At 69.7% G+C, this 22,926-nt stretch carries 21 protein-coding genes; 7 read left to right on the top strand and 14 right to left on the bottom strand.

What is annotated here, in order from left to right; all coding sequences use genetic code 11:
• Positions 1–444 precede the first annotated feature (444 nt).
• From PV679_RS29705 to PV679_RS29690, 4 genes are all read left to right on the top strand, one after another.
• Positions 445–3,498: an amino acid adenylation domain-containing protein gene (locus tag PV679_RS29705; RefSeq protein WP_319683646.1), complete on the top strand. Its 3,054-nt coding sequence runs from the start codon at positions 445–447 to the stop codon at positions 3,496–3,498.
• Positions 3,499–3,623: 125 nt separating this feature from the next.
• Entirely contained in the window at positions 3,624–4,175 is a 552-nt protein-coding gene (locus PV679_RS29700) for a GNAT family protein (protein WP_319683645.1), read from the top strand.
• Between the two features lie 98 nt (positions 4,176–4,273).
• Positions 4,274–4,645, top strand: a complete 372-nt coding sequence (locus PV679_RS29695; protein ID WP_319683644.1) for a DUF6059 family protein — start codon at positions 4,274–4,276, stop codon at positions 4,643–4,645.
• Between the two features lie 240 nt (positions 4,646–4,885).
• Entirely contained in the window at positions 4,886–7,105 is a 2,220-nt protein-coding gene (locus PV679_RS29690; protein ID WP_319683643.1) for an NADP-dependent isocitrate dehydrogenase, read from the top strand.
• Between the two features lie 169 nt (positions 7,106–7,274).
• On the opposite strand, the gene PV679_RS29685 is transcribed toward PV679_RS29690, so the two are convergent.
• The 9 genes from PV679_RS29685 to PV679_RS29645 all read right to left on the bottom strand — a co-directional run bounded on the left by PV679_RS29685 (position 7,275) and on the right by PV679_RS29645 (position 14,799).
• Positions 7,275–8,015, bottom strand: coding sequence for an SDR family oxidoreductase (locus PV679_RS29685; RefSeq protein WP_319683642.1), 741 nt, complete (start codon positions 8,013–8,015; stop codon positions 7,275–7,277).
• Positions 8,016–8,037: 22 nt separating this feature from the next.
• Entirely contained in the window at positions 8,038–8,310 is a 273-nt protein-coding gene (locus PV679_RS29680) for an Atu4866 domain-containing protein (protein ID WP_319683641.1), read from the bottom strand.
• Positions 8,311–8,487: 177 nt separating this feature from the next.
• A complete protein-coding gene (lepB, locus tag PV679_RS29675; protein ID WP_319683639.1) occupies positions 8,488–9,126 on the bottom strand; it encodes a signal peptidase I in 639 nt (212 codons plus the stop codon).
• A gap of 68 nt (positions 9,127–9,194) precedes the next feature.
• Entirely contained in the window at positions 9,195–10,292 is a 1,098-nt protein-coding gene (locus PV679_RS29670; RefSeq protein WP_319683638.1) for a UbiA family prenyltransferase, read from the bottom strand.
• Positions 10,289–10,912, bottom strand: coding sequence for a hypothetical protein (locus PV679_RS29665; protein WP_319683636.1), 624 nt, complete (start codon positions 10,910–10,912; stop codon positions 10,289–10,291). Before PV679_RS29665 ends, PV679_RS29670 begins: the two co-directional genes overlap by 4 nt.
• A complete protein-coding gene (locus tag PV679_RS29660; protein ID WP_319683635.1) occupies positions 10,896–11,828 on the bottom strand; it encodes a hypothetical protein in 933 nt (310 codons plus the stop codon). Before PV679_RS29660 ends, PV679_RS29665 begins: the two co-directional genes overlap by 17 nt.
• On the bottom strand, positions 11,825–12,763 hold the full coding sequence (locus PV679_RS29655; protein ID WP_319683659.1) for a UbiA family prenyltransferase: 939 nt from the start codon (positions 12,761–12,763) through the stop codon (positions 11,825–11,827). Before PV679_RS29655 ends, PV679_RS29660 begins: the two co-directional genes overlap by 4 nt.
• Positions 12,764–13,312: 549 nt before the next feature.
• The gene (locus PV679_RS29650) at positions 13,313–13,969 is read right to left on the bottom strand and encodes a DUF3159 domain-containing protein (protein WP_319683633.1); all 657 of its coding nucleotides are present in this window, start codon (positions 13,967–13,969) and stop codon (positions 13,313–13,315) included.
• Between the two features lie 122 nt (positions 13,970–14,091).
• Positions 14,092–14,799: an HAD family phosphatase gene (locus PV679_RS29645; protein ID WP_319683632.1), complete on the bottom strand. Its 708-nt coding sequence runs from the start codon at positions 14,797–14,799 to the stop codon at positions 14,092–14,094.
• Positions 14,800–15,020: 221 nt separating this feature from the next.
• Here PV679_RS29645 and PV679_RS29640 point away from each other — a divergent pair, with 221 nt between their 5' ends.
• On the top strand, positions 15,021–16,079 hold the full coding sequence (locus tag PV679_RS29640; protein ID WP_319683630.1) for a lactonase family protein: 1,059 nt from the start codon (positions 15,021–15,023) through the stop codon (positions 16,077–16,079).
• A 195-nt stretch (positions 16,080–16,274) separates the two neighbouring features.
• Here the strand turns inward: PV679_RS29640 and PV679_RS29635 are convergent, their stop codons facing one another.
• From PV679_RS29635 to PV679_RS29625, 3 genes are all read right to left on the bottom strand, one after another.
• A complete protein-coding gene (locus tag PV679_RS29635) occupies positions 16,275–17,195 on the bottom strand; it encodes a hypothetical protein (RefSeq protein WP_319683628.1) in 921 nt (306 codons plus the stop codon).
• Positions 17,196–17,290: 95 nt separating this feature from the next.
• Complete coding sequence (locus PV679_RS29630) at positions 17,291–18,292, bottom strand: N-acetylglucosamine kinase (RefSeq protein ID WP_319683627.1); 1,002 nt, start codon at positions 18,290–18,292, stop codon at positions 17,291–17,293.
• Positions 18,289–19,014 carry a uracil-DNA glycosylase gene (locus PV679_RS29625; RefSeq protein WP_416069833.1) on the bottom strand — a complete coding sequence of 242 codons (726 nt, stop codon included), beginning with the start codon at positions 19,012–19,014 and terminating at the stop codon, positions 18,289–18,291. The genes PV679_RS29630 and PV679_RS29625 overlap by 4 nt, the downstream gene beginning before the upstream one ends.
• A 187-nt stretch (positions 19,015–19,201) precedes the next feature.
• Here PV679_RS29625 and PV679_RS29620 point away from each other — a divergent pair, with 187 nt between their 5' ends.
• Positions 19,202–20,209 (top strand): zinc-binding alcohol dehydrogenase family protein, encoded by a 1,008-nt coding sequence (locus PV679_RS29620; RefSeq protein ID WP_319683625.1) that lies wholly within the window; start codon positions 19,202–19,204, stop codon positions 20,207–20,209.
• Positions 20,210–20,285: 76 nt separating this feature from the next.
• On the opposite strand, the gene PV679_RS29615 is transcribed toward PV679_RS29620, so the two are convergent.
• Both PV679_RS29615 and PV679_RS29610 read right to left on the bottom strand, forming a co-directional pair.
• Positions 20,286–21,260, bottom strand: a complete 975-nt coding sequence (locus PV679_RS29615) for a DUF389 domain-containing protein (RefSeq protein WP_319683623.1) — start codon at positions 21,258–21,260, stop codon at positions 20,286–20,288.
• Positions 21,261–21,398: 138 nt separating this feature from the next.
• On the bottom strand, positions 21,399–21,962 hold the full coding sequence (locus PV679_RS29610) for a helix-turn-helix domain-containing protein (protein WP_319683621.1): 564 nt from the start codon (positions 21,960–21,962) through the stop codon (positions 21,399–21,401).
• An 84-nt stretch (positions 21,963–22,046) separates the two neighbouring features.
• Between PV679_RS29610 and PV679_RS29605 the strand changes: the two genes are divergently transcribed.
• Entirely contained in the window at positions 22,047–22,907 is an 861-nt protein-coding gene (locus PV679_RS29605) for an SDR family NAD(P)-dependent oxidoreductase (RefSeq protein WP_319683620.1), read from the top strand.
• The last annotated feature ends 19 nt before the right edge of the window (positions 22,908–22,926 follow it).

Raw genomic sequence — 22,926 nt, 5'->3', positions numbered from 1 at the left:
CCGCCCACCACCCCATACGGTCATGATGCGCACCAACTTCCTTGTCCGCCGGACTGAACAGATGGGTGAGCCGTGGTCACCTCCAGGTGCTTCTGACGGCCACCTGGAGTGCACCGCGATGATTGATCAAGGCTTCGGAACCTGTCAATGGCCAGTTGTTCCGGCACCGCTCCCAACTGGGCGATCGGCCGGGCGAGTTCGCCGTACGGGTGGTCAGCGGTCGGCGCGGCCCGGGCCGGAGATCCCGGATCCGGCACGGTTTGGGGCCGGCGTCCTTGGAAATGAAAAAAGGTAGTCAAGATCCATCGCGACATTGCATATTCCGATCAGCCTCAGGCAGATTGAGTGAGCAGATCGGCACGGAGAAAGCTCCCGGCCGCAGTACCCGGGACAGCTCTCTCCGTCCGGACCCACCATCCCCACGACGGTGACAGGACGTGTTCGATGTCCGATGCTCCTGCCGGTCCTCACACCGCGATCCAGACACGACCGGAGGCGCGTCCCGCCACCGCCGCGCAGAGCGGTATCTGGTTCAACGAGCTGCTCGACGACTGCGGAGCGGTGCACCACGTCCCGTTCATCGTGAGCTTCGACGGTGATCTCGACATCGAGGCGCTCCACCGCGCCTGCGCCGCTGTGCTGCGCAGGCATCCCAGCCTCACCAGCGTCGTCGAGGACCGGTCCGGCGCGCCTTTCCTGATCCCGGGCTCGGCACGGCCCGAGCTGGTGGTCGAGCGAAGGACCGGACAGGACAGCGTCCAGGCCACACGGCAGCACATCCTGGCGCCGTTCGACCTCGCCCGGGGGCCGCTGTGCCGTCTCACGCTGCAGATCGTGGGCCCGCGCGAACACCGGCTGCTCGTGGTCGCCCATCACCTGGTCTTCGACGGCCGCTCGATGGAGCTGTTCGCGGCCGACCTCGCCACGTTCTACGGAGCGGAGCTCGGCGGAGGCGGACACGGCCCGGCCGGACCACCGGAACTTCCACCCGGCGAACCGGTGGGCGCCGAGGAGAAGCGGATCGCCGCCAACCTGCCGGCGGCGCGGCGGTACTGGGCGGAGCATCCGCTCGGCGGCGACGAGGTGGTGCTTCCCGGCCTGGACCGGACCGCCCGAGGAGTGCGGGCCGGCGAGTCGGTGGAGTTCAGGTTTCCCGAGGAGCTGCGGGCCCGACTCGGACCGACGGCGGAACGGATCGGTGTCACGCGGTTCGAGCTGATCGTCGCGTCCGTGCACGCGCTCCTGTTCCGTTACGGCAACAGCGCGCCGGTCACGGCGCTCGACCTCGGCACCCGGACACCGGATCAGCGGGACCGCGTCGGGGTGTACGTCAATGAACTGCCCTTTACCTCCGAGCCGGAGGGCGGGACACCGTTCGCCGGCTTCGCCCGCGAGATCAGGACCGCGCTCCGGGAGCTGTACCGGGTACGCGACGTGCCGCTCGGACGCGTCGGCGCCGGAGTGAAGCCGGGCGTCGCACTCGCGCCGGTCTCGCTGTCGTACCGCCGGCCGACGGCCGCGCCGGAGTTTCCCGGAGTCGCCGCGTCGGTGGACTGGGGACCGTCCAACCACACCGCCCGCAACGCGCTGCGCCTCGAACTGGTCGACGGACGCGATGAGTTCAGCGTCCTTCTGCAGTATCCGCCGCGGTCGATCGCGCGCGCGGAGGCCGAGAGCGTCGGCCGGCACTGGCTGACCGCTCTCGGCCATGTCACGGCCGCGCCCGAGACCACGCTGGCCGAGCTCTCGCTGCTCGGACCCGACGAGCGCGACAGGACGCTTGCCGACTGGAACGACACGGCGGTGGCGTATCCCGGGCCGACCGTCCCGGAACTGGTCGCGGAACAGGCCGCACGGACACCGGACGCCACGGCCGTCATCCACGCGGACCGCCGCCTTACCTACGCCGAGCTGAACACCGCCGCGGACCGGCTCGCGGACCGGCTGCGCGGCAAAGGCGTCGGCCCGGGCGCGCTTGTCGCGGTGCGGGCGAAGCGCTCGGAGCGCCTTGTGGTGGGCCTGCTCGGAGTCCTCAAGGCCGGTGCCGCCTACATTCCACTCGATCCCGGCTATCCGGCGGCACGCCTTGAGTTCATCGCGGCCGACTCGAAGGCCGTCCTCGACCTGGGCGACGCCGACCTGGCGATCGACACCATGTCTCCTGACGGATCCGGTGAAGCCGGCGAATCCGGCGGGCCGGCCGTGGCACCGGGCCCCGGCGACCTGGCCTATGTCATCTACACGTCCGGTTCGACCGGCCGTCCCAAAGGCGTGCGGATCGAGCACCACTCGCTGACCAACCTGCTCCTGTCCTTCCGGGACCTGCTCGACGCCGGACCCGCCCACCGCTGGCTGGCGCTGACCTCGGTGTCGTTCGACATCTCCGCTCTGGAGATCTTCCTTCCGTTGATCACGGGCGCCACGGTGGTCGTGGCGACCGAAGGCCAGACGCGTGACGGCGAAGCGCTCCGCGAACTGGCCGCCCGGCACGGTGTCAGCCATATACAGGCGACGCCGACCGGCTGGGCGATGCTCCTGGACGCGGGCTTCGACGCGCCCGCGGTCACCGCGCTCACCGGCGGCGAGGCGCTCCCGCTGACGCTCGCCCAGCGGCTGCGACCGAGGGCCGGAAGGCTCCTCAACGTCTACGGTCCTACGGAGACGACGATCTGGTCGACGGCGGACGAGGTCGGGCCCGATCCGGACCGGGTGACGATCGGCCGTCCGCTCGCGAACACCAGGATCCGGGTGCTCGACGAACATCTCGCGCCGGTCCCGGTCGGCATACCCGGTGATCTCTTCATCGCCGGAGCCGGGGTCGCCCGGGGCTATCTCGACAGGCCGGAACTGGACAGCGAGCGATTCCTGCCCGATCCGTACGGGCCGCCGGGAGAGCGGATGTACCGGACCGGCGACCGGGTGCGCCGTCGCGGCGACGGACGGCTGGAGTTTCTCGGCAGAGCCGACGACCAGATCAAGCTCCGGGGCCACCGGATCGAGCTCGGTGAGATCGAGTCGCGGCTGCTCGCCGTGGACGGTGTCCACCGGGCCGCCGCCGCGGTGCGCGACGGCAGGCTGATCGGCTATCACACCGGCGGCGCGGACGCGGGCGCACTGCGCAGAGAACTGGCGGCGGCGCTTCCCGCGTACATGGTGCCCGAGGTCTTTGTCGCTCTTGACGCGCTGCCGGCCACACCGAACGGCAAGCTCGACAGAGCCGCGCTTCCGCCGCCGCCCGAGGCGGCACCCGCGCCGTCGGCGGGCTCCGAGACCGTACGGGAGACGGTGCGGGAGATCTGGTGCGAGGTACTCGGCCTGCCCGGCGTGGGCGACACCGAGGACATCTTCGACCTGGGCGGCCACTCGATCACGATGACCCAGATCTCGACCCGGATACTCGACCGGCTCGGCGTCGACGTCCCGTTGTACGCGTACTTCGAGGAACCGACCGTCCGTGGCATCGCCGAGGTGGTCGACGACCTGCGCACACGGATGTGACGGTCTCCGGCTCCCGCCGGCCCGGCGCGGAGCCGGACGGCCGCCTCACTCCGCCGTACGTGCCCTTATTCGATGGAGCGTGGTGTCCGGCCCGTGCCGACGGTGCCGGGTTCGTCACACTGCTGATGACCGGCGACGAAGGGCTGAGCGACATGGTGCTCGGAGATCTGGTGAAGCTGCGGGCCATGGCGCCGTCGGACGCCGAGGCGCTGTGGCGGTGGAATCACGACCCGGACGTCATGCGCTGGATGAACGACGGTTACGCACAGTCGCCGGCCCAGGTCGAGCGGTGGATGGCCGAGCGGCCGCGCAACACATACGGCGATGTGCTCCTCGGTATCGAGGTGCTCTCGGACACGGAGCTCATCGGCCTCGTCCGGCTCCGCGGCGCCGAGCCGGAGACCGGATGCGCCGAGCTGGACGTCTACCTCGGTGAGAAGGGGTACTGGGGACGCGGTTACGCCACCGACGCGATGCGGGCGGTCTGCCGCTACGGCTTCGAGGAGATGCGGCTGCACAAGATCACGCTGACCGTCGTCACCGAGAACCACGCCGCTCACCACGTCTACCAGAAGGTGGGCTTTGTCGACGAGGGCAGACTGCGGCAGGTCTTCCGGCGCGACGGCCAGTGGTACGACATGTTCACCATGGGCCTGTTGGAGGACGAACTCCGCTGAGGACTGTCCGGTAACTCCCGGTGAGCGCAAGCGGATTGGCCAAAGTTATTGCTGCGTCCACCCTGGCGTGGTCCTGGCGACTCGGGCATCCTCCGGACATGCGTTCTCTTCTCGCCCGGTGCCGGCGATCCGCGGTGAACTGGCTGATCGCCTTCGGCCAGATCTGGGTCTACATTCCGCCGACGGCTCCTCCGGCCTCGCCGGCGCCCACCGGTCCCGCTCCGGGCCATCCCGAGCGGCTCTGTCCCGAAGTGCCTCTCAGCGAGGTGGAGATGGCATTGCTGCGACAGTTGCTCGGCGTCAGCGGCGAGGAGTCGTACGGCGCGCCGGGCGACGAAGCCGGTCCAGGGCGGCCGCGGCGCGGCACGGAAAGCGGCGGGACACGGCGCGGCCCGGATCCGATCCCCGGCGTGGACACCACCGGCCACCACCGCACGGCGCCCCGGACACCCAGGCCGCCGGCGGCATAGGCGCGCTGTCCGCTCCTCGGGCCCTCAAGGCTGCCCGCCGGTCGGACATCCCTCCGCGCGGCGGCAGAGCGCCGCAGGTCACAAGGGTCGTACCGGCGCGCGCGCACGGACTCTTCCGGCCGCCGCGCGGGCCAGGCGACACGTTCGCGCCGTCGGCGGGACAGGGCCCTGTCGAAAGGTGCTCGAACAAGAGATATCTTGATGTCAAGCAATGTTGCGGACGTGGAGCGGAGCACCCGGGTGACTGACTCGACCATCATCTATACACACACCGACGAGGCCCCGGCCCTGGCAACGTATTCGTTCTTGCCTGTGATCGAAGCGTATGCCTCGACGGCCGGGGTCACGGTGGAGAACCGTGACATCTCTCTCGCCGGGCGGATCATCGCCAGCTTCCCCGAGCGTCTTGAGGAGAGCCGGCGGATCGATGACGCGCTCGCGGAGCTCGGCGAGCTGGCCAGGACTCCCGGCGCGAACATCATCAAGCTGCCGAACGTCTCGGCTTCGATTCCGCAGCTCAAGGCCGCGATCGCCGAGCTTCAGCAGCAGGGCTACGCGCTGCCGGACTATCCGGACGACCCGAAGTCCGACGAGGACCGGGATGTCCGCGCGCGCTACGACAAGGTCAAGGGCAGTGCCGTCAACCCGGTGCTGCGCGAGGGCAACTCCGACCGCCGCGCGCCCGCTTCGGTGAAGAACTACGCCAAGGCGCACCCGCACTCGATGGGCGCGTGGGAGGCCGGCTCGAAGACGAACGTCGCGCACATGGACGCGGACGACTTCCGCTCCACCGAGAAGTCCGCGGTCATCGCCGAGGCCGGCTCGCTGCGCATCGAACTGGCCGGCGACGACGGCAGCACCACCACGCTGCGTGAGTCGGTGCCCGTGCTGGCGGGCGAGATCGTGGACGCCTCGGTGATGCGGGTACCGGCGCTGCGCGAGTTCCTCACGGCGCAGATCGCCCGGGCCAAGGCCGAGGGCGTGCTGTTCTCGGTGCACCTGAAGGCCACGATGATGAAGGTCTCCGACCCGATCATCTTCGGCCACGCGGTGCGGGCCTTCTTCCCGAAGACGTTCGCCGAGTACGGCGAGGCGCTCGCCGCGGCCGGCCTGAGCCCGAACGACGGGCTCGGCGGCATCCTCAAGGGCCTGGAGTCGCTGCCCGAGGGCGCGAAGATCAAGGCGTCCTTCGAGGCCGAGCTCGCCGACGGTCCCGCACTGGCGATGGTCGACTCCGACCGGGGCATCACCAACCTGCACGTACCGAGCGATGTCATCGTCGACGCCTCCATGCCGGCCATGATCCGCACCTCCGGTCACATGTGGGGCCCGGACGGCCAGGAGGCGGACACCCTCGCCACCATCCCGGACAGCAGCTACGCCGGCATCTACCAGGTCGTCATCGACGACTGCCGCGCGAACGGCGCCTTCGACCCGGCGACGATGGGCTCGGTGGCCAACGTCGGCCTGATGGCGCAGGCGGCCGAGGAGTACGGCAGCCACGACAAGACCTTCGAGATCCCGGTCACGGGCACGGTGCGGGTCGTCGACGACCGCGGCGACGTCGTGCTCGAACACGCGGTGAGCGCCGGCGACATCTGGCGCATGTGCCAGACCAAGGACGTACCGGTTCAGGACTGGGTCAAGCTCGCCGTCACCCGCGCCCGCGCGACCGGCGACCCGGCGGTGTTCTGGCTCGACGAGGGACGCGCGCACGACGCGAACCTCATCGCGAAGATCAAGGACTATCTGCCCGAGCACGACACCGACGGTCTGCGCATCGAGATCATGACGCCGGTCGACGCGATCGCCTTCTCCCTGGAGCGGATCCGCCGCGGCGAGAACACGATCTCGGTCACCGGCAATGTGCTGCGCGACTACCTGACCGACCTGTTCCCGATCCTGGAGCTCGGCACGAGCGCCAAGATGCTCTCGGTCGTTCCGCTGATCAACGGCGGCGGACTGTTCGAGACCGGTGCCGGCGGCTCCGCGCCCAAGCACGTCCAGCAGCTCGTCAAGCAGAACTACCTGCGGTGGGACAGCCTGGGCGAGTTCCTCGCACTCGCTGTCAGCTTCGAGCATCTCGCGCAGAAGACCGGCAACGCGCGCGCTCAGGTGCTCGCCGACACGCTCGACCGCGCCACCGGCACCTTCCTCAACGAGGACAAGTCGCCGAGCCGCCGGCTGGGCGGCATCGACAACCGTGGAAGCCACTTCTACCTGGCGCTCTACTGGGCGCAGGAGCTGGCGAAGCAGAATGACGACGCGCAGCTCGCGGAGGCGTTCGCCGGGCTCGCCAAGACCCTGGCCGATCAGGAGCAGACGATCGTCGACGAGCTGATCGCGGTGCAGGGCTCGCCGGCCGACATCGGCGGCTACTACCGGCCCGACGCGGCCAAGGCGTCGGCGGTCATGCGTCCGTCGGCGACCTTCAACCGGGCCATCGCGACCCTGGGCTGAACGAACGCCGCAGGCGGCGGCCACCGCCTCGCGCAATGATCTCGCCCCGGCCGGACACGCTGTCCGGCCGGGGCGAGATCGTGTGCACGGGCAGCAGGCGGAAGGCGCGCGCCGGCCTCACCGAGGGCCTTTCGCACCGCCGGCCGGAAAGCCTGGACGCTGCCACGGGTCAGGCGGTGCTCGCCGTCGGACGTACGACGATCTCGTTGACGTCGACCTCGGCGGGCTGGTCGACCGCGAAGGCGATGGCAGCGGCCACCGCGTCCGCCGGAATCGAGATACGCCGGTACTCGCGCATCTCCTCCCGGCCGACCGGGTCGGAGATGCTGTCCGCCAGCTCCGATTCCGTCACTCCGGGAGAGATGACCGTGACGCGGATGTGGTCGGCCTCCTGCCGCAGGCCGTCGGAGATCGCCCAGACGGCGTACTTGGTGGCGGAGTAGACCGCGCTCGTCGGCACCACCTCATGGGCGCCGATCGAGGCGACATTGACGATGTGCCCGTGGCCTCGCGCCCGCATGAGCGGCAGTACGCCGGCGATGCCGTGCAGTACGCCCCGGACATTGACGTCGATCATGCGGTTCCACTCGTCGAGTCTGAGCGCCTCCAGCTTGGACAGCGGCATCACACCCGCGTTGTTGACCAGGACGTCGACGCGGCCGTGTTCCTTGTGCGCGGCGTCGGCGAACCGCTGGACCTCACCGGCGTCCGTCACATCGAGCGGATGCTGCTCGGCGCTGCCGCCCGCCGCGCGGATCTCCTCGGCAAGGGTCTTCAGCCGGTCGGTGCGGCGGGCGCCGAGGACGACATGGTGTCCGGCCGCGGCCAGCCGCCGGGCCGTGGCCTCACCGATGCCGCTGCTCGCGCCGGTGATGAGAACGATCTTCTGCTCCGGGGTCGCGCTGGTCATATGGAGTCCTTCTTGTCGCTGGTCAGTGCGTCGGTGCGGAAGGCCGCCGGTCTTCGCGGTACAGGACCAGGTGCTCGTGGTAGAGCACGCCGTCCCTGATGTCGCCGGTGGCGGTGAAACCGGTGTCGTCGACGTAGTCGATATGGCTGCCGGTGACCGTGTACCGGCCGGTGTACGCGTTCGCACGGTCGCCGCGGGCCTCGTTGTAACGCCCTTCGGGCCGGAGTTCCTGGCGGATATGACCGTCGGCGGTCACCCACACGCCGACATGGGGATGGGGAGCGTGGCTCGTCATGTCTCCACCATCGGCCCCGCCGACCGCGCCAACCAGGCCGTCATTTCCCCAGGTGAACGGTTACTGGGTGTGGCGCACCCAGGCTCCTTGGGCTTGATCCGCTTTGTCTGCTTTGGCGGACATCCGAGATCAGGGGTGCTGCCCCGTGATGGACGGCCCCGGTGTCGGGGCCCCGCGTCAGGAGGCGGCGACGGCCGCCGGCCTCCGCCGTACCACGAACCAGGCCGTCCCGAGGGCCAGACCGGTGGCGACGGCCGCCAGACCGGCGAGACCGGTGGCGAACCAGGCCACGGGCGCGCTGTTGTCGTCGAGTACGCGGAAACGCACCGCGGAGAGCGGGACCGTACCGTCCTGCCGCGCGAGATACATGCGCGAATCCATGGAGTCCCGGCGATTGTCGCCGAGGACGAAGAGCCGCCGGGACGGCACGGTCACGTCGTATCGCACACCGAGTCCGTCCGCGATCCCGTGGGCCACATACGGCTCGTCGAGCCGCTCGCCGTTCAGAGTGAGCTTCCCGCGTGCGCAGCAGACCAGGTGATCCCCGCCGACGGCCACGACGCGCTGCATGGACATCCCGTGGGACAGGCGCTCAGGAGCGTCGAAGAGGACGACATCTCCTCGTCGGACCGCGGCGCCGTCGATTTTCTCCGAGAAGACCACCGAGTTCTTCCGGTACGCCGGCTCCATCGAGCGGCCCGGTATCCGGGCGGTGTTGTACATCGTCCACGACACACCGAGACTCACCGCGATCGCCACCACTCCGAGCCCCAGCGCCAGCAGCGCCGCGATGCCCAGCCGTCTGCCGGCTCGCATGATTCCCCTCCCTCGCCCGCCCGGGACAGGCGGAGCGGCCGACATACGGCAGCCGTCCGCCCCGCATATCAGGGCCCATGATCGCGCAACCGTCGCGGCGGTTCGCGGGCGGGTTCGAAGGACGCGGGACCCGCCGGTGCGACGTCGGTTGTCGCACGGGACACGAACCGGCGCAGCGCTCCGTGCCAGAGCACGGCGCCTGCCGTGGCGCCCACGACGACTCCCATGGCCGCCGCGACCCGCGCCGGACGAGTGGCCAGGGCGGCGGCCGTACAGAGGTACGCGACAAACGGTCCGCCGAGAAACAGCACACTCCGCCCGCCCCGGCGGACGGTGTCCGCCATGGTGTGGCGCAGCAGCGGCCAGACCGAGAGGACCAGAGCCGCCGCTCCGGCCGAGCGCAGGGCCGTTCCGGTGCCGGCCGTCACCAGGGCCAGCACGCAGAGCGCCGACATCAGCGCATGGGAGATCAGCACCGCCAGCCGGAATCGCCGCGTGGTGGCCGCGCCGTTCTCGGCCGCCGTCAGCCCCAGCAGGACGCCGGTTGTTCTGATACCCAGTCTCAGATCGGTCTCCAGATCCTTGAGGTCGGCGCCGGACGCGTCGAATGTGGCGAGGAGCAGGGCGAACGCCATGACGGCCGTCACCTCGGCGATACCGGGAACGGCGATGAAAGCGAGCAGCGGCATGGACACACTGAGGCCCCACAGAAGATCGGAGACCGGTGCCGGGACGCGCGAACGCTTCTGGCGCACATTGCCCCAGAGCGTGATGGCGAGTGACACATACAGATAACCGGGATGCTCCGAGGGAAGGAAAACGCTCCCGACGACGAAGAGAGCGCCCAGCAGGACCGTGAGGGCGACGGCGTGACGGACGGGCAGCCGTCCTGAGGTGAGCGGCCGGTTGGCGCGCCTCGGGTCCTGTGCGTCCAGATGACGGTCGGCGATGTCGTTGCTCGAACAGCTCAGCGCGTGGAGAGCGCAGCCGACGCCGAACCAGGCGAGTGCCGTTCCCGAGACCCTCTGTGCCGCGATGACCGGTCCCAGCAGGAACGGCGTGGACATCAGGGGCAGATACTCCAGACGAATCAGCGCGGAATAGTCCAGAAGCCTCTGTGCCGTACGTGACAACGCACCGCGCACCGGCGCCGCGTGTGTGGTCACAACGCGTCCAGTGCGTCCTGCAGGCGCTGACGGGCCCGGTCCACCGAGAGCCCCGGCGCGGCGAGGGCCTCGTAGGTGACGGGAGAGCCGGCCCGGAGCCGCACCGCGCTGAACGGACGTGGTACGAGCTGTCCCTGGAACTCCAAGGCGCGATCGGCCCGAATACGCAGTGGCACGGCGTCGCGCTTCGATTCCCGTGCGAGTCCGACGAGTGAGCGGCGCACTCTTCCGTCGCGGCGTCCGCCGTCCGTGAAGATTCCCACCGGCCCCGGGTGCTGGACCAGGAAGTCCCGTACCTGTTCGTAGGGGCTTCGCGGGCCGCCGCGGCCGATCCGGAAGACATCGATACCGGATGCCAGCGCGGGCAGCGCGCCGGCGTAACCGCCGAGAGTGTTGTCGTTGATCCAGGCGCAGTGCCGGAAACTGCCGGCGGCGAAGACTCCGGGAATCAGATCCGAGTGCGGTGAGTAGTACAGCCGGCGGTCGGCCGGAAGAATGTCCCGCGGCGCTCGGACGGACGGCCTGAAGAGCCCGACGCAACCGGCGTAGTAGACGCCGTAGCCGTAACCGAGCAGCCGGATCCGGAGCGACGGCTTGATCCGGTCACCCCAGATGAGCATGGTCCGAGTCCCTGGCTTCCGCTCTTGTGAGCTGCGCCCGCGCCGTCGCCGTCCACTCGCGCGCGATCTCCTGGAGCACGGTGGCGTCGGTCCGCGCCAGCGCCTCTCCGGCGCGTGCCAGGCAGCGGAGCGCGATTCGGAGTGTGCCGGCGGCTCCGCCGCTGAGATAGAGCGCGTTGAGCACATCCTCCGCGGTGAACTCGTCGAACGGCGCGAGGTCCCGGTCCGGACGGGGCAGTGCGGCGAGTCCCAGTGACACAGGGAAGGTCACATTGTGCTCGGCCCAGTCGTCCCGCAGATCCTGCAGGTCGTCGAGGAGCTGGAGCGCGGAACACATGACGGTGACGGCGGACGACAGACCGGGCACCTGGTCGGCGCGGCGGCATCGCGTGGCGACCACCAGCAGAGCGAGGTTTCCGGGCGCGGCCTTCTCTCCCAGCCGGAACACCTCCTCGGCGGCATAGGGGAGTTCGGGACGCTCGTTGTGGACGATGTCCCGCAGCAGCGCACCGGCGTAGACCGACGCCTCCGCCTGGTGCGCGCGGACGAAGGCGTCGGCGCCGGTGCCCAGTTCCGAACCGGTCCGGAGGTAACACGCCAGCGCGGTGTCCATCAGCACCGCCGAGCGCGGGCTGAGGGCGCCGACGTCGACCAGCCGGTCGTGCAGCACGTAGTACAGGTGGCCCAGGCCGAAGACGGTAGCCACCCGGTCGAGCCACTCCCGGTCGCGCTCGCCCCACTCCAGGGCCTGTGCGATGGGCATGTAGAAGAAGCCGGACTCGACACCGAAGGCCGCTCTGGGGAGTTGGGCGACCACGCTCTCCAAGGCCGGTTCCATCCGGGTGATGTTGTCGCGCACCTGGTCGACGACTTGCTGCCAGGGCACGGTCGCGCGTGCTGTGCCGACTGCGGTCATGGACGCTCGCTCCTGATCAGGTGGCTCGGGGTCGTCACCAGCGGACGCGTCAGAGGCAGCCAGGCGGCGGTGACAACCGCGACCACCAGTACGGGTACGGGTGCCCATGGCGAGGAGGCGAGCATCAGGGACAGAAAGTTCAGTCCGAGAGAGGCTTCACGGCCGTTGGGCGAGACGGGCCGGTGCCCGGTCAGGAGCGTCCGGACCGAACGGGCGGTCAGGAGATGCAGCAGACAGACGGCGGCCGACAGAGCCACTCGTTGAGGCAGTGGCACCGGCGCGAGCAGGGTCAGGGCCAGGAGAGAACCGAGTGAGCCCGCGACGAGCAGCGCCACGAGCCGCCGGTGGACGGGTGTGGAGAGGACGAGCCGGTCGTCCGTCAGCCGGACGCGCAACCGCAGAGCCGTGGTGTCGTCTCCGACGGCTCGGTCGTGCTCAAGGTCCTTGAGATTTCCGGCCACGACATTGAGCAGCACCATATGGATCGCGAAGGCGGCGCCGACGAGCAGAGCCGGAGTGAGATCCACCGTCGGCAGCAGGGCGCAGCACAGAAGCGCCGGTACTCCCATGTTGAGTCCGAACAGTGTGTCCATGGCGAGAGGATGGGCGATCCGGCGTTTTTGGAATACGTTGGAGACGGTCACGGAGATGAAGAGAGCGGCGGTTCCGGCGACGAAATACCAGCGTGCCTCCAGAATTACCACCGCGAATACCGCGAGCCCCTGGGCCGCGGCCAGTTGCACGACGAGTGCGGTCCGTGCGGACCTCGGACTGATCGCTCCCGTCACGAGAACACTTGCCTTTCGTGACGCGTTGAGCCTGTCGCTCTCGATGTCCGCCAGATCGTTCGCCGTGCAGCCATAGGTGTGACTGAGAATTCCGATCAGGGACACGAGAGCGAGCGAAACGGCAGGAACATCGCCGCCCCGCGCCACCAATGGGCCGAGGGGATAGACGAAGGCCGCGGCGCTCGCCGCGTGCACGCGCGTCAGCCGGCTGTATCGCCGCACGCCCCAGTCAGTTACCAAGTGACGCCTTGGTCGGCGCGGGGTTCGAGCGGACGCCGGCGCTCTCGTACCTCCTCGGCGCTCTCGTCCGCGCGGTGCCAGCCCGTACCGACCGAGCCCACCACGTCATCGAATAATTCGCGGTCCTCCGAGGAGAGAGTGTCCTGACGCAAGATCGGCCCCCATATTGATGGTAAATCGTTCAAGCATTGTGTGTCGCTCCTCGTGACGTGTCCAGGGATCGGCGTGAAGTACCTTGGCGGTGGCCGATATTGAGCGATTCTGGTCACTTCCGTAAGGTGTCGCCGGGATTTCCTTGATCGCGCCGAGCGCATAAAAGAAGAGGCAGGCGCGGGCGTCAACCTTTTTCGCGTAAAGAACGGCGGACATGACCTTGAGCGCGCTGGGAGCATTCAGTCGGGAGGCGATACGCCGTACGGACCGGCTCCGGTTACGGCGGGCGCCACCGCCGGTGTGTCAGCGACTCTCCCGCGCCGTCCGGCCGGTGCGCAGGGCGTCACGTGTCAGCACCGCGACGGTGATCGCGGCGCACACGATCTGCAGCGGCGCTCGCATGGCCAACCTGACCGCGAGCAGCAGATCCACATCCCCGTGGACGTACAGCACCGTCATGACCGCGGCCTCCACCAGAAACCTGGTCGCCCAGAGCAGTGTGAGCAGCATGTGGGCCCTGGCCGATCCGGGTGGCCGGAAGAGCCAGCGGCCGGCGACCGCTTTCAGGACCACACCGATCAGCGGCCGCCGCACCAGCGCGCTGCCGAACAGGACAGCCGCGTAAGCCGAGTCCACCAGGATCCCGGGGACGAAATAGTCGCGGGCCTCTCCGGTGAGGGCCGCGGCGGACACCGACACCGCCAGCAGCGCGAGCCCGAGAAGCTGCGCGCGCACCCGCTTGATCGGCACGGCGGCCAGGACGGCGAGCATTCCGGTGAGCAGTGCCGCTGCCGCCGCGGTGACGAGCGAGGTACCGGCGAAACGCCAGAGGCCGTACCACACCAGTGTCGGCAGACCGAGCAGGGCGACGAGCAGGCAGTCGCGCACGATCAGGGAGCGTCGTCTGAGCCTCAGGGCATCGTCTTGTGGATCAGGACCTGACCGAACGTCGTCGGACATGGCGAGCATTCTGGCACGGTGCGGCTCTCCGGAGGCGAAAAGCTCCCGGCGGACTCAGGCCCGGCGGAACGCACTGAGCGGAACGCGCTGCGCGGAACGCACCGCGCCGTCCGCCGGGGCCGTTACACGGCGCCGGGCCGTCCGCCGTCCGCTCCGAAGATCCACGCGTACGCGGCCTGGGCCGTGAAGTCGCGCCGGCCGCCCGGGAAGAGCAGCCCGGCCGTGCCGTACGCCGGGTCGGAGGCCGTGTCCGGCAGATAGGGGATCGCGACGCAGCGCATCCCGGCGGCGTGCGCCGCCAGCACTCCGGGCACGGCGTCCTCCACCACCACACAGTCCGCCGGCCGCGTTCCCAGCCGGCGCGCGGCGGCCAGGAAGACATCGGGCTCCGGCTTGCCGTGAGGGACCTCGTCGGCCGAGACGGTTGTGGCCATGTACGCGTCGAGGCCGGTGACGGACAGTGCGGCGTCGATGGCGGCGCGGGACGAACCGGACGCCACGGCCATGGGCACGCCCCCGGCGTGCAGCCGCTCCACAAGCTTCCGCATCTCCGGGAACACCTCCGTCGACGCGCGTACCCGCTCCAGATAGAGACGGTCCTGCCGAGGGAGCAACTCATCGACGGGCGCGGTGATCCCGTACTCCGCGCGCAGTGTCTCCAGCGTCTCCCGGGTGCTGATGCCGATGAAACGGCTGTGCTGCTCCCAGTCGAAGTCGAGCACGCCGTACTGGGCGAGGAGCTGACGACCGGCTTCGTAATAGTTTGGCTCGCTGTCGACGAGTGTTCCATCGAGATCGAAGATGACCGCTTGGCTCCGCGCATTGCTCATACGTCTCAGCATGTCAAGCCGTCGTCGGCAGGACGGCGCCGGCAGGCGCCATGAACGGCCGTGAACGACGCGAACACCGTGAGCCGGCTGCCGGCTGCCGACCGCTGCGGCGCCCGGACGAAAGCCGTCTCCGGTGCGGCGAATTGGTCCAGACCGCCTGCTACCGTCGGCCGGACAGCGGCGCGGACCGTTGACGATCAGCCGAAGAGGGGACACACACTGTGAGCGGCAGGAACGACGGGCGGGCCTTCATCGGATCGTTCACCTCGGCGGGCGGACGCGGGATCATCGCCGCGGCCGTGGACGCGGAGACCGGGGCCCTGACCGAGCGGGCAGCGACCGACGCCGTCGCGGACCCGTCCTTCCTCGCGCTCGCAGCCGACGGCTCCGTGCTCTACGCGGTCTCCGAGCAGGAGGAGGGCGCGGCGGCGGCCTTTCTGGCACCGGCCATCGCCGCCGTGGACGCGGCGCCCCGGCTGATCGGAGAGCCCGTACCGGTGTGCGGCGCGGGCCCCACACATCTCGCGCTCGCGGCCGGCCATCTGCTGACCGCCAACTACGGTTCGGGCAGTGTCTCGGTGCTTCCCGTCGGCGACGACGGCGGTCTCCGCGCCGTGAGCGGTGTGCTCCAGCACGAGGGCGGCGGACCGGATCCGGACCGGCAGCGCGGCCCGCACGCGCATCAGGTGACCGCCGATCCGAGCGGACGCTGGATGCTGAGCACGGACCTCGGCACCGACTCGGTCCGGATCTGCTCTCTTGACGCCGTCTCGGGAGAACTGACCACGCACGGCGAGACGGCGCTGCGCCCCGGTACCGGTCCGCGCCATCTCGCCTTCCACCCGGCCGGCGGCCACGCCTATGTGCTGTGCGAGCTGGAACCGACGCTCACCGTCTGCCGCTGGGACGCCGGGAGGGGGGTGCTCGAACCGGTGGGTGAGACGTCCGTCCTGCCCGACAGCGTGGCCGTCGAGAGCTTCGCCTCCGAGGTGGTCGTGGCGCGGGACGGCAGGTTCGTCTGGGTGGCCAACCGTGGACACGACAGCATCGCCGTCCTGGCGCTCGACGAGACGTACGAGAAGGCGGAACTGGTCACCACCGTGCCGTGCGGCGGCCGCTGGCCGCGCGATCTGGCACTGGACCCGGCAGGACGCCGTCTCTACGCGGCGAATGAGCACTCCGGCGACGTGACCTGGTTCGACATCGACCAGCGCACCGGCGTCCCGGTCCGCGCGGGCTCCATCGAGGCCCCTGCGGCCTCCTGTGTGATCTTCGGCTGACCGGGAGGCCGCGCGGTGCCCCGCTCCGTACGGCGCGGGCGCAGAGAGCCGTACACGCCCGATGGAGCGCGCGCCGCGGCCAGGTCGCGGAAGGGCCCGCGCCGGAGCGATCCGGTGCGGGCCCTTTCCATGCGTACGGGTGAGTCGCCTCTCCGTAGGCAGGGGCATGTCCCCGGGTCCCCGTGCGGGGACATGTCAGTTCGCCGACGTGCCCTGCGGCTGCGGCGCGATGCCCAGCGCGGTCGTGTACTTCGACAGCACGAGTTTGCCGATCGCGGGATAGGCGCCGAGCGGCTCGGCCGCGGCGCAGTCGGCCTCCTTGAGAGCCGCGTCGAGCAGGCCCTCCGGCAGCTCGGGACCGACCAGATACGGAGCGAGCGCGAGCTGGGTCGCACCGGCGTCGCGAAGCTGCTCGGCGACCGCGGTGACCGAGCCCTCGACATCGAGCGCGGCGGCCATCACCGGCACGGCGAGGCGCGCGGCCAGCAGCATCCCGGTGATCCCGGCGGTCTTGACCGCCTCCTCGCCACCCACCGTGACCAGGATGATTCCGTCGGCGGCCGTGGCGACCGTGAACAGCCGCGCGCGGTCGGCACGGGCCAGACCGGCTTCCGAGAGGCGCACATGCAGACCCTCCGCGAGCAGCGGGTGCGGGCCGAGGACATCGGTCAGCTCCGCGGCGGCGGAACTGTCCGCGACTGCCTGATGTATCCGCCCGGCCAGCCCGCTGTCGGGGCCGGCGAGCAGCGGTACGACGACGGCCGCGGGGCCCTCGGGCTCGGCGACCTCACGGCCCGCGGCCTTCGCCAGCTCATAGCGTTCCGCACGCTGCGTCGCGGTCCGGGTCAGGACGCTTCCCAGCGTGGGGTACTCGGCGTCGTCGCCGTCCAGGAAACCGATGGCGGCGTCCAGGCCGGGCAGCTCCGAGCGGGCGATGCTGACGACCTCCTCGGCCAGGCCGCGGACGGCGGGCGAGGGGGTGCCGGGAACGGCGAGGATCAGCGCGGGCGCACCTTCGGGCGCCGCCACGGGTTCGGGACGGCGGTGGCGCCCCGACTGGCGGGGTCGCGGCATTCGTACGGGCAGGCCGGATGCGGGCCCAGTGGGGGTGCTCATGGCGCCGAATGTTACTGGTTTTGTGGGAGCGACTGTTCGGGGAGGGGGCGGTCGCGAGCCTTCTGTCCTCATTTATCCGTTAGGTATTTTTCTGCTCATCTATCGTGTTGTGTCGGGACGTTCAGCATGCGCGGATCCTGCGGCAGCCGCAGCGAGTCCGTGGCGAGCGCCGCCGCGATGAGCAGCGCTCCGGCGAGCGGATCATGAGCCGCGGAGACCGTCGTGGCGTGCCGGAGCTGATCGGTCAGCTCCGCCCGCAGCGGTACGAGCAGCGGGTCGCCCAGCTCGAACAGCCCGCCCGTGAGGGCGACTTCGCACTCGACGGACGGCGGGCAGACGGCTGCCGCGGCCTCCGCGATATGCCGAGCCGCTGTCGCGAGGATGCCTTCCGCGACCGGGTCGTCGGCCGCGCACCGGGCCACCTCCGGTGCGAACGAGGCGAGCACGGCGGGCCGGTCGGTGCGTGGATAGAGCAGTCCCGGCAATTCCATGGCGGGTCCGAACGCCAGCTCCATTCTGGAAAGCAGCGCGGTCGATCCGCCGCGACGGCCGTCGTAGGCGCGCATGGCCGCCTCCAGTCCGGCCCGGCCGATCCAGGCACCGCTGCCGCAGTCGCCGAGCAGATGACCCCAGCCGTCCGCGCGGCGCCAGCGCCTCAGATCCGTGCCCAGCGCGATCATGCCGGTACCGGCGGCGACCACCGCACCGGGACGCTGCCCGAGCGCCCCGGCGTATGCCGTGACCGCGTCCGCGGCGAGTGCCAGCCGGCGTACGCCCAGGGCGCGCTCCAGTGCCATCGGCAGTTCGGCGCGGAGTCCGTCGCCGAGCGTCGCCATTCCGGCAGCGCCGATCGCGACCGCGGACAGGGCGTCCGCACCGGACCGCGCCAGCAGCGCCTGCGCCGCGGGCAGTAGCTGACCGAGCAGGTGACCGGCGTCGATGCCGGTGGGACCGGTGCGCACCGGCTCGGTGGAGACGATGGTTCCGGCCGTGGTGACGGCGACCGCCGTGGAATCGGCCGTCCCGGTGGGAGCCGTGGAGCCGAGCGCGATCCGCACGCCGGAACCGCCGGAGTCCACACCGAGCACCCAGCTCACGGCAGTTGCCAGTCCACCGGCTGTGCTCCCTGGCGGATCAGGAGGTCGTTGGCGCGGCTGAACGGACGCGAGCCGAAGAAACCGCGGTCCGCCGACATGGGAGAGGGATGGGCCGACTCGACCGCCGGAAGGTCTCCGAGAAGTGGCCGCAGATTGCGCGCGTCACGCCCCCACAGCACGGACACCAGCGGCTTGCCGCGTGCGACCAGGGCGCGGATGGCCTGCTCGGTCACCTCTTCCCAGCCCTTGCCGCGGTGCGCGGCCGGCTTGCGGGGCGCCGTGGTGAGCGCCCTGTTGAGCAGCAGAACTCCCTGCCGTGTCCAGGGAGTCAGATCGCCGTTGGCGGGACGGGGCAGGCCCAGGTCCGTGTGCAGTTCCCGGAAGATGTTCTCCAGGCTGCCGGGCAGATTCCGCACCTCGGGCGCGACCGAGAAACTGTGTCCAACAGCCATTCCCGGAGTGGGGTAGGGGTCCTGACCCATGATCAGGACACGTACCTCGTCGAAGGGTTGCTGGAAAGCACGCAGTACGTTCGCTCCAGCGGGAAGGTAGGTGCGGCCGGCCGCGACCTCGGCCCGCAGAAAGTCCCCCATCGCCGCAACGCGTCCGGCCACGGGGGCCAGCGCCTCTGCCCATCCGGGCTCAACAACTTCACTCAAAGGTAGTCCCGCCACGACGCGCCACTTTACCCGTGCGCGGACGATGCTTTCCCAGCCGGCCATCGCGGGGTCCGCTCGCCCGCCCGGTCCCGGACCAGCACCGCACTCGGCCGGCACCGTACGGTCCGGCCTCCTCGCGGCCGGTAAAGCTGCTTTCCTTTCGTTGTGCGCTTACGGTTGCCGAGGCGGACTCTGGAAGTGCGAGGCGGGCAGACGATCATTCCGACCGAACCATCCGAAGGAGCCCATCATGGCCAGGCAGATGATGCACGCGATCGCCAGCTACAAGGGATTGCCGATCGATGACCCGGAGAGCCTGCGGAACGTCGAAGTGCCCGTCCCGGAACTGAGGCCGCGCGATGTCCTGGTGCGGGTCCAGGCTGTGTCGGTGAACCCGGCGGACGTGAAAACGCGGGCCGGACTTGTGGAGGCCGAGGAACCGCGGATTCTTGGGTTCGACGCCGCGGGAGTGGTGGAGGCCGCCGGGCCGGAGGTGACCACGCTCTCGGTCGGAGACGAAGTCTGGTACGCGGGTGACATCACCCGTCCCGGGGCCAACTGCGACCTGCACGCGGTGGACGAGCGGATCGTCGCTCACAAGCCCGCCTCCCTCGGCTTCGCGGAAGCTGCCGCGATGCCGCTCACGACGATCACGGCGTGGGAGACGCTCTTCGAGCGCTTCGGGCTGACCGCGGACTCCACCGGCACACTGCTGGCGCTGGGAGCGGCCGGCGGTGTCGGATCGATCATGATCCAGCTCGCCAAGGAGCTCACCGGCCTGCGAGTACTGGCTTCGGCCAGCCGGCCCGAGTCCCGGGAGTGGGTGAAACAGTTCGGCGCCGACGATGTCGTCAACCATCATCAACTCGTCGCGTCCACGAGTGCGGTGGCTCCCGATGGCGTGGACTATCTGTTCAGTCCGCACTCGCGCGGCAACATCGCGGCGTTCGCCGAGATCGTCCGGCCGTTCGGGCACATCACCGCCATCGACGAGCCGGAGGGCCTGGACCTGCTGCCGTTGAAGTCCAAGAGCATCGCCTGGCACTGGGAGCTGATGTTCACCCGGTCCATCTACCAGACCGAGGACATGATCGAGCAGAAGAAGCTGCTGGAGGCGGTGGCCGCGCTGGTCGACGACAAGCGGATCCGTACGACCCTGAACACGTCCATCGACGACTTCTCCGCCGCCGGCCTGCGTGAGGCCCATCGCCTGGTCGAGGCCGGTCGCTCCACCGGCAAGGTCGTCGTCGTCCGCTGATTCCCTCCAGCACGGGCCGTACTGTCCGAACTGTCCGAGCGGCTTCTCCCGCTACCGGGACGCGGCCACGGCGCGTTCATGGTTTGGCCGGGCCGGCTTCCAGCGGGCTGTCGGGAGGCGTAGGGGCCACGCGCATGCCGTACCGGGCCCACAAGGTGCGCTGCAGCAGCAGCGTAAGAGTGCCGGCGATGAACATTCCGGCGAGGTTGACGCCGAGCTGTACGAGTGAGGCGTACACCTCGTGCCAGCGCGCGAGCGCGACCGCCACGGCGATGTTTCCCGCGGCCGGGACCGTGGTCACGGAGATGAAGACGCCGATCAGCGCGGACGATTTCCCGGCTGTCAGGGACAGGATCCCTGCCACACCCGCGAGGACCGCCACGATGAAGGACCACTTGTCCGGGTGGATGATGAAGTCGCTCAGTGGTCTGTTGTCGAGCATGTCCGGCGTGATCCAGCCCAGCAGGCGGCTGACGGCCGCGCATGCCAGCGTGATCGCGATCGCCACGGTGAAGCCGACCACCAGTGCTCGCACGGCCGCGCCGATCAGGAGCCAGTCCCGTCGCAGGAGTCCGAAACAGATGGCTGCCACCGGACCGAACTCCGGTCCGAGCACCATCGCGCCGACGATGAGGATCGGCTGGTCCAGCAACGTGCCGATCGCGGCGAGCTGCGTCGCGAGCGCGAGGAACGCCAGGAATCCCCAGGTGATGCGCGTATCGGTCGCTGTCCTGGCGGCCAGTTCATGCCACACGACGGCGTCGTCCGGGTCTCCGGGAGCTACTTTCTCGGCCACTTCGGATGCCGTGGAGATGGACAGCGCCAGTTGTTCGACCGTGATGGCACCGGTGTCCTTGAGGCCGAGAGCGCTCAACTGCTCAAGTACGCCGTTCGCGGCCTCTCTCGCCACGTCGAACTCCACGAAGTCACCGGCGGGCGCGTAAGCGGCACCGACGATCTTGATCACGTTGACGATCGCGGGATGGTCGTCGGTGATCCGCAGTACCTCGTCGGTACGGGCGGCGGGACTGATCACTCGGACATGTAGCACGAGAGGCATTGTGCCGGGCCTCGCTCCGGGCCGCGCGGATACATCCGTTATGGAGATCCGATCAGTCCGATGCGCGTGAGCCGGAGCGCGGAGCCACACCGGGCCGACGGCCGCCGGTCCGGTGTGGCTCCTCCGCGCCTACGGCCGCAGGCCGCGGAGCACGATGTCGAGATAGGTGTCGGCGGTCGCGCCGTGTTCCGCGTGCTTGGGCAGGCCGGCGACCATGGTCAGGATGTGCACCGCCGTGATGTCGGCGCGCACCGCTCCTTTCTCGCGGGCGCGGTCGAGGAGCTGAGCGAAGCTCGCCTTCATCGGGGCGCAGGCGGCGGCCACCGGTGACGCGTCGTCGGCGAGGCCGTCCCCGACGCGGGCGCTCAGGCCGCGGTACTCCGTCGCGCTGCGGTCGTACAGGCGCAGCCAGTGCGCGAGGGCCTGCCAGGCGTCCGGTGCGCCGAGGAGCTCGCGTGCCTGCTCATCGAGCAGGTCGACGCGCTCCTTCATGATGGCCACGAAGAGATGCTCGCGGCTTGGGAAGTGCCGGTAGAGCGTGCCCTGGCCCACGCCCGCCTCTTTGGCGACATCCTCCATCGGCGCTTCCGCTCCGGCGTGCGTGAAGACCCTCTTTCCCGCGGCGAGCAGCGCCTCGTAGTTGCGTCGCGCGTCCGCGCGCAACGGCTTTGTCGTGGGGCTCGGAACGCTCATGCGACCACTCTATTTGACAAGCGGACACAGTGTCCATATCGTCGGACGAGTTAACCGGACACTCTGTCCGGATGGAGGTGCGCAGTGAAGTCAGCGAGCGGCAAGCCCGTCGTGGCCGTGGTCACCGGAGCGAGCAGAGGAGCGGGCAGAGGCATAGCCCAGGCGCTGGGCAGCCAGGGCGTGATCGTCTATGTGACCGGCCGCAGCCGGTCTTCGTCCGACTCTCCCTACGGCGGAACCGTCGCGGAGACGGCCGCACTGGTGGACCAGGCCGGCGGCAAGGGCATCCCGGTGATCGTCGACCATGCCGACGACGAGGCCGTGCGGGACCTGTTCGCCACCGTCCGACGGGACTATGGACGCCTGGACCTCCTGGTGAACAACGCCGCCAAGCTGGTCGCCACCACGTCGCCCGGCGGCTTCTGGGAGAAGCCGCTGGAGACGGCCGACCTGTTGACTGTCGGACTGCGCTCGCACTACGTCGCGAGTTTCCACGCGGCGCCGCTGCTGATCGGCAACGGTCGCGGACTGATCGTCAATACCGGTCATTACGGCGCGGTGTCCTACTACCACGGCGCCGCGTACGGAGCCCAGAAGGCGGGCGCGGACAAGATGGCCGCCGACATGGCCAAGGAACTGCGGCCGTACAACGTCGCCGCCGCGTCGATCTGGATGGGCGGACTCGACACCGAGCGCGCCCGCGCCTATATCGCCTCCCTGCCGGCCGAGGCCAGGCCCACCGCCAGAAGAGAATCGCCGCAGTTCACAGGCCGCGTGATCGCCGCCCTCTACGCCTCGGAGGAGTTGATGAACTTCTCGGGCAGGGCCCTGATCGGAGCCGAGCTGGGTGCCTACTTCGGCATCACCGACATCGACGGCAGCGCGCCTCGGTCCCTGCGCTACACGCTGGGCGGACCGCCTCAGCTCCATCCCAGCCTTCGCTGAAATCCAGCATCGGCTCCCT

Source organism: Streptomyces sp. AK02-01A, from assembly GCF_033795305.1.
Lineage (GTDB): Bacteria > Actinomycetota > Actinomycetes > Streptomycetales > Streptomycetaceae > Streptomyces.
The sequence above is the reverse complement of the archived record's forward strand: the minus strand, read 5'-3'. Positions and strand labels throughout refer to the sequence as shown.